This window comes from Nostoc sp., assembly GCF_036917155.1.
Lineage (GTDB): Bacteria > Cyanobacteriota > Cyanobacteriia > Cyanobacteriales > Nostocaceae > Nostoc.
The window spans coordinates 21298-27687 of sequence record NZ_JBALDZ010000135.1; the positions used below are offsets into that span (position 1 = coordinate 21298).

Sequence of the window (6390 nt, forward strand, 5' to 3'; positions counted from 1 at the left end):
GTTTACTTCTGTAACGTGAATTTGCTTGATTTCGATGATGCAGCCTACCAATATGTTTACGTTAAGGATAATTGGTCTTTGAAGACGCGATTTATCGCGTCTCGAAAACCTAATGTCTATTAATTGTAGGAGCAAAAGTATGAACATAATTGCTGAGGATCTGCGTAGAACACGATTGCTAGTAGTAACAAAAATTACACTTCTCAGATTTTTTTGCGAATCTGACAACCTCGAATAAATACCATTACGTCAATTTGGGCGAGAAATTCACTAAATTTGACTTTTAAATTTCATAAACTTTCTATAACAGAACTAAGCTTACTGTATCATTCTTAATATTCAAAAAAGATTGTGAAGAGGAGTTGGGATGAAATTCAAATCGGCTTCTGTATGTATTAGTTTAAGCCTGCTGAGTTTCTCAGTCAGTTCATTGCCGCGTTTTGTCAATTCACCACAAGTCCTGGCAAAAGAAGTTAGCGCTTCATGCCCTCTAGAATCTGACATTGCCATTACCTTCCTGGATTCTAAATGTCAGGAAGTAAAAATAGCACATCCTCAGACTTTTTATCGCTACTATAGTAACAGTGGGAATAAATACGGCAGGTATTTAACATCTAACAAATATAAAACAAATGTAGAAGTAATCAAGAATTTAGCTCTAAATCAAGCATGGGGCAATCAAGCCACTATGATAGAAACAATAACTTTGCCAGCAGGAACGATAACTTATCAAGGCATTGTTGCCCCTCAAGCACCTACAGAATGCTATCCAGGTGGGGGCCAACAGACATTTATTCAAGATTCAAAAGATCCAAATATCAAGTGGTCTGACGGAAAAAATATCGCTGTAGAAAAGTTTAGTTGTCCGTAAAAATCATGGGAACCAAAACAGAAGAATTTGTCAAGCTGATTAATCAAGCATCTGAGATTGCCGAGCAGATGCTAAAAGACAAAAAACCTGAGCTTTCAGCACAGATAAACAGCGCGATCGCAGCCTTGCAATCGATTAAAAGCCAAACATTGAATGGTAAACTTGAACCATCAGGAGGAACTTCAACCCTTGGTCTAGCTCATGGTGTGGCGGATTGGATTGAGCCGTTAGATTCGCCATTATTAACAGCTGTAGGTGCAATAGAGGAATATTACCAAAAACAACTCTAAATTTTCGGGAATACGATAATCATTGAAGCAGTACTGGGTAAGAATTTTTTTAACTCAGCACTGCTTTTCTGAAAGTAATGATTGATTACACCCATTGTCGGCAAGTTAAGGGATTAGGTCACATACATTGGTGACAAGTTAAGGAAAAGGGGAAATTGTCGAGGGTGGTATTTGCAGAGGTCAAAAATAGTGGGAAACTCAATCTGGACAAGTAATTGAGCGATTGAGGCCAGCCATAACCACCAGCCGAAAAACCAATAGAGACCACGCCAAAAAGAAACACAGACCAATGGTGGAAGATGAAGTAATAGCCGAGCAACTAGAAAGATTACTGACACCAGCCATTACAAATCAAGAAAATTACTACAGAAAACTAGGACTTAGAGAAAGGATACTGAATTTACCATTAGACATCTCCGAAAATGAATGTAGAGACGTAGCAGTGCTACGTCTCTACAAGGACTCTGGATAACGCATATTTAATTTCTGGAGATGTCTATTAATGATGGCTGCGGTGTTAACCCTGTTGTGGAGCATTGGTGTCAACTTAACGTGAAAGCCAGCCTAGAACAGAATTTTTACTAGTCAATGTTGTTGTTTCCATTTTTCCCATAAAGGCTGCGTATCCTCTGGTTGCCCATCATAGTTGAGCAATTGATCTGAAATTATCACCCATGACTGGGCACTGCGTGTCCAAATGTTACCCACTGGGCATAACCAACTTGTATCATCTAAGGTTCCAGCTTTGACATTGATAGTATTTGGTTTGTAAGTCCGTTCATGGAACAATCGCGTTCCGCAGTCACCACAGAACAGGTTATTTATTTCACGTCCACTATCATTTTTCCGAGTCCAAGCTTTCGGTTTTCCCTGAATAATTACAACAGCATCTCGTAATACTGTAAGAGACATACCAAAGGCACTAGACGATTGTTTCTGACACTCCTTGCAGTGGCATAGGTAAAGGGTTAACGGTTGGGCATGAATTTCATAACGAATATGTCCACATTGACAACCTCCAGTGTATGGAAGACTCACAAGTTTTATCTCCTGACAATTCGTGTTGCCTTATTGTAACTAATACCGTCTCTTTGTGAAGCTGCGCCAAATCTCTTAATTTCTTATTTTTTGGCGTACTTGGCGCTCTTCTCTAACGAGACGCTACGCGATGGCGGTAGCCTGCGGCAAGCCGCTCCGCGTCTACGTTCTTGATTTCTTGCAGCATAAGCGCATCTTCACACAGAATTGGTATAAGTAAAGCGGTGTGAATAATTCAAGGTTTGTAGTGAGGACTAGAGCCGCTCACTGCGAACTAATCTCAATATTTTTTACATTACTTAATGTACTTTGATTTATTCTCGCCGACTTAAAACTGTCTCAATGTTAAAGCGGGTTGTATCAGACACAAACAAAAGACATGGGGATATTTTCATTATCTGCGTCTCCCTAAATCCTGCTCATCCTTCATCTTCATCCAATTCATCATCCTCACTCCAATACTGTTGAGGTGCGTTTTCATGAACTTCTAAAATTTTTGGTTTTTTGATTTTGTTATCAGGTGAATTAATTGCTTCTAGCTGCACATCAAATTTCCAGTTATCACCAAAATCATAAAGATAGGTCATTTTAGCACCCGCTTCGAGAGACAAATCACCAATCTGCACTTGGTCAGCAAATGGTGGTGTTTCCATGTAGGGATGACCGATTTTTATGATGCGACCAAAACGGTCTTTATAACTAAACTCGTATAGGTGATCGTAATCAAAATCAAAAGCATCGAGAATTGTCTCTGCTAGCCAGCTTAATGGTTTTTTTGCTGGTATGGCAATGCGTCGCCAAGCTTTAGAAATGGACACTTTAAAAATATAAATACCATCGGTGAAGCCTTGCTGAGGAACAAGTAAATTATGCTGCCAGTCTGGAAAAAATGCTTGAAAATGTGACTGCAATTTTCCAAAATTTACATTTACATCATCCTGTAATTCTCCTCGTATACCCAATGGAAAGAGTAATTGCAACAGAGCATCACCAAAGGGTAAGCGTTGTAAACTAGTAATGCGCCACCCCTTGCCTTCTTGTGGTTTACCATGTTTGATAGATAACAATCCAAATAACTCTAGCAGGGCAACATTATGCAGACTAGGATAATAACTAATATTGTTTTGATCTTCATACTTAGGAAAGTTTAAACCTTTATCTGGGACGCGGGGCCAAAGCTGCATACATCTAAATAAATTCCCTAATGAATCTTGATGTTCACCCAAAATTTCGTTATTTCCCCAAATCAACCAAGCTTCTAATAAGTTAAAATAACGTTCTGTTAAGTTCAGGCTTGACCATGATTGTAAAGTTGCTGCATCTAAAACTAAAACCTGCTTCTTGCCTTGGGATCTAATTTGGGCTATTCCAGAACTACGTAATAACAGATATAGTCCATTAATGTAGGGGTATGATTTCTGTACCGGGCGTTTGAGTTTAGTTTCAATTGGGTGACTTAACTGAGAATTAACTTCTGATAGTACTTTTAGCGGTAGAAGGTTATTAACACTACTAACTTCCACTCCGTTTGGTTGCAAGAAATCTATCAGAGTTTGAAAGTCATGCAGAATCGTGCCGGGTTGATTTTCATCAATGCTGAGTTCTTGTAGGAGTTGTTGTTGTGACTCTGTTAAGGAAGGCAGTTCAGGATTGAGTGTGCGTTCTAGCCGCGCAAATAAATCTTCCATAAATAAAAATTCTTAATTATCAATTCACAATTTAACCTTCGTGTAACCTTGTTTTCTTTATACTATGACTTCAGCAGTTACCCTCAAAAAGATTGACCGAACAAGGCAAAAGTAAAAAATAAAAATGCACTCATAAAGAAAAAGGAAAATGGTAACAAGCAACTAAATTTATTTATGGAATGAAATAAAAACATTTATAACGATAGCGCAGCTAAGCCTTTGTCTTCTCCCTTGGCGTTAGCCTCTCCCAATGTGATTCGGGGAGACGCAATCATGCGAACGAGCGTCGTGGCGCAGCGCGAGAAATAATACGTCCTTATCAAGAAAGGCAGCTATGCTGAGGGCAGAGGGCAGAAGGGATTTATCCCTTCTCTGATTGCCCGATAGCGTAGCGTTAGCGACGCAGGAGCGTCACCGTCTGCGCGACGGTCGGTTGCAAGGGTTTAAGACCCCCACCAAATTTTCAATTTGGTGGCTCTCGAACAGAAGAGGGTTTGAATCCCCATCTGAACGAAACCTTCTGCCCTCAGCAAGAACTGCCTTCTGCCTTCTTCAATAAATCCCCTAAATTTATTTATGGGGATTATCTTTTTACTTTTTACTTTTTAATTGCCAAGTGTCACAGCAGGACTATCAACACCGTAAGTTTCATGAAATGTGAATGATAATATTTTCACCTTTTACTTGACAATCCCAGGCATTTAATATGAATAGTAACACTCGCCTACAGATGATTTTAGCTGATACACGTATTAATACAGTATTACCTGCGATCGCTCAACTAAATCTACCTAACTGGTGGTTAGCCGGAGGTGCAGTCCGAAACACCGTTTGGTCTTCAATTTTTGGCAATGACTGTGGGTTAGGTATTAAAGATTTTGATATTGCATTCTTTGATACAGAAGGAAACCGTTCCCAGGAACAAGTAGCAAAGACAACCCTCACAGAAAAATTTCCTCATGAGGAGTTTGATGTCAAAAATCAAGCCAGTTTTGCTCGTTGGCGGCTTGGCAGCAGACCTTATACTAATACAGAGGATGCGATCGCAGATTGGCTGCACACTGCTACTGCTGTGGGAGTTCGACTAGATGCACAAGGCCAATGGCAATTTTTCACACCCTACGGGTTGGATGACCTATTTGGTGGCATTATTCGACCAACACCAACGCATACTCATAACGTAGACGCACACAATAAGTCCTCTGGTTTTTTACAAAAGTGTCCTTATCTACGGTTGGCGTAAAAGTTACAGTCACATTTTAGCCACTAGTTTCCGTTACAAGGGAATAATCGCTTTTTAATGTACAACCCGATTAGTGACAAGTTAAGGAAAAGCAGGATTTGTCAAGGGGAGGGGAAAAGGTGATAAATCATAGTGGTTGAGGCTTCTTCCGTATAGTCTTAACCCACATTCCGCACTTCAATAAGTAGCATGCGTCTTGATTCTGATTTCTGAATTCTTCTTCAATCAACAGCTGTTCATGAGTGCAATTTTTATGAACAGCTTGTTAAGTATTTAGATTTTTAGTGAATATGTAACAAAATCAAATAACGTCTTGAGTGCAAGAGCAATTACTGTAGTGATAAATATATATGCTTCGAGTAACTATTAATTTGTGCTGGTAGTAAAATTTATAGCTAATAAAAATATCAACTTACGGATAAAATTATATTTTTGTTTTATTGATAAGCATTTGGCAATTTGGCAGATTGTAATTAGAGTATTTTGATATATTGCAGAAATTACCAAGATGTTTTTACGTATTATACAGAAGACGGGCTAACCCCCGTCTTTTTTGTTGCTGATTAGCAAATTTTATATTTAACGTATTCAGTTATACTAGGGTAATCCGGTATCAGATATCAGGATATTTGCACACATCCTATAGGAAGATGCCCGATGAATAGAATAATGATTAAAAGGGAACAGGGAACGGGCAACAGGCAACAGGGAAATCCCCATAATTAAAATCAGGGGATTTGTACAAGGACACATTGAAACATCGTGGCTGACGCCATCTCGTTTCAAATATTTTTATCTCTTTTCATAAATAAATTTAGGGGCTTTAAACCCTGTATTCGGGGCTAATTTTTTTTCTGTTCCCTGTTAAGAGTTCCCTGTTCCCGCCCCGAAGGGGCTTGGTAAATTAATTCGGGATGTTGTTATGCACTGGATTTATATAAAGGTTTGGCTCACAGCTAAACCTTTTTTATATCTATTTAAAATTGGGCATCAAAATTTTGTACAAATACCACACTCTAGATTTATTCAACAATTAACTTACAAGGCAGAGCTTGAAGGAATAAAGTTAAAAGGGAACAGGGAAGGGGCAACAGGGAAATCCCCATAATTAAAATCAGGGGATTTGTACAAGGACACATTGAAACATCGTGGCTTACGCCATCTCATTTCAAATATTTTTATCTCTTTTCATAAATAAATTTAGGGGCTTTAAACCCTGTATTCGGGGCTAATTTTTTTTCTGTTCCCTGTTAAGAGTTC

At 38.9% G+C, this 6390-nt stretch carries 6 protein-coding genes; 4 read left to right on the forward strand and 2 right to left on the reverse strand.

The annotated features are described in order from the left end of the window. Positions 1-367: 367 nt before the first annotated feature. From V7K67_RS18775 to V7K67_RS18785, 3 genes are all read left to right on the forward strand, one after another. Complete coding sequence (locus tag V7K67_RS18775) at positions 368-871, forward strand: hypothetical protein (protein WP_334730388.1); 504 nt, start codon at positions 368-370, stop codon at positions 869-871. Positions 872-876: 5 nt separating this feature from the next. After that, complete coding sequence (locus V7K67_RS18780) at positions 877-1161, forward strand: hypothetical protein (protein ID WP_334710262.1); 285 nt, start codon at positions 877-879, stop codon at positions 1159-1161. A 289-nt stretch (positions 1162-1450) separates the two neighbouring features. Beyond that, positions 1451-1633, forward strand: a complete 183-nt coding sequence (locus tag V7K67_RS18785; RefSeq protein WP_334730451.1) for a hypothetical protein — start codon at positions 1451-1453, stop codon at positions 1631-1633. 113 nt (positions 1634-1746) lie between these two features. Here V7K67_RS18785 and V7K67_RS18790 read toward each other — a convergent pair whose 3' ends face one another. Both V7K67_RS18790 and V7K67_RS18795 read right to left on the reverse strand, forming a co-directional pair. Beyond that, positions 1747-2199: a GFA family protein gene (locus V7K67_RS18790; protein WP_334730387.1), complete on the reverse strand. Its 453-nt coding sequence runs from the start codon at positions 2197-2199 to the stop codon at positions 1747-1749. A gap of 419 nt (positions 2200-2618) precedes the next feature. Continuing rightward, a complete protein-coding gene (locus tag V7K67_RS18795; RefSeq protein WP_334730386.1) occupies positions 2619-3887 on the reverse strand; it encodes a plasmid pRiA4b ORF-3 family protein in 1269 nt (422 codons plus the stop codon). A 706-nt stretch (positions 3888-4593) separates the two neighbouring features. Here V7K67_RS18795 and V7K67_RS18800 point away from each other — a divergent pair. Continuing rightward, entirely contained in the window at positions 4594-5130 is a 537-nt protein-coding gene (locus V7K67_RS18800) for a nucleotidyltransferase family protein (RefSeq protein WP_334730385.1), read from the forward strand. The last annotated feature ends 1260 nt before the right edge of the window (positions 5131-6390 follow it).

What these genes read in the sequence shown, in the direction of transcription:
- V7K67_RS18775 (WP_334730388.1), top strand. Translation starts at nt 368, where the DNA reads ATGAAATTCAAATCGGCTTCTGTATGTATTAGTTTAAGCCTGCTGAGT.
- V7K67_RS18780 (WP_334710262.1), top strand. Translation starts at nt 877, where the DNA reads ATGGGAACCAAAACAGAAGAATTTGTCAAGCTGATTAATCAAGCATCT.
- V7K67_RS18785 (WP_334730451.1), top strand. Translation starts at nt 1,451, where the DNA reads ATGGTGGAAGATGAAGTAATAGCCGAGCAACTAGAAAGATTACTGACA.
- V7K67_RS18795 (WP_334730386.1), bottom strand. Translation starts at nt 3,887, where the DNA reads ATGGAAGATTTATTTGCGCGGCTAGAACGCACACTCAATCCTGAACTG.
- V7K67_RS18800 (WP_334730385.1), top strand. Translation starts at nt 4,594, where the DNA reads ATGAATAGTAACACTCGCCTACAGATGATTTTAGCTGATACACGTATT.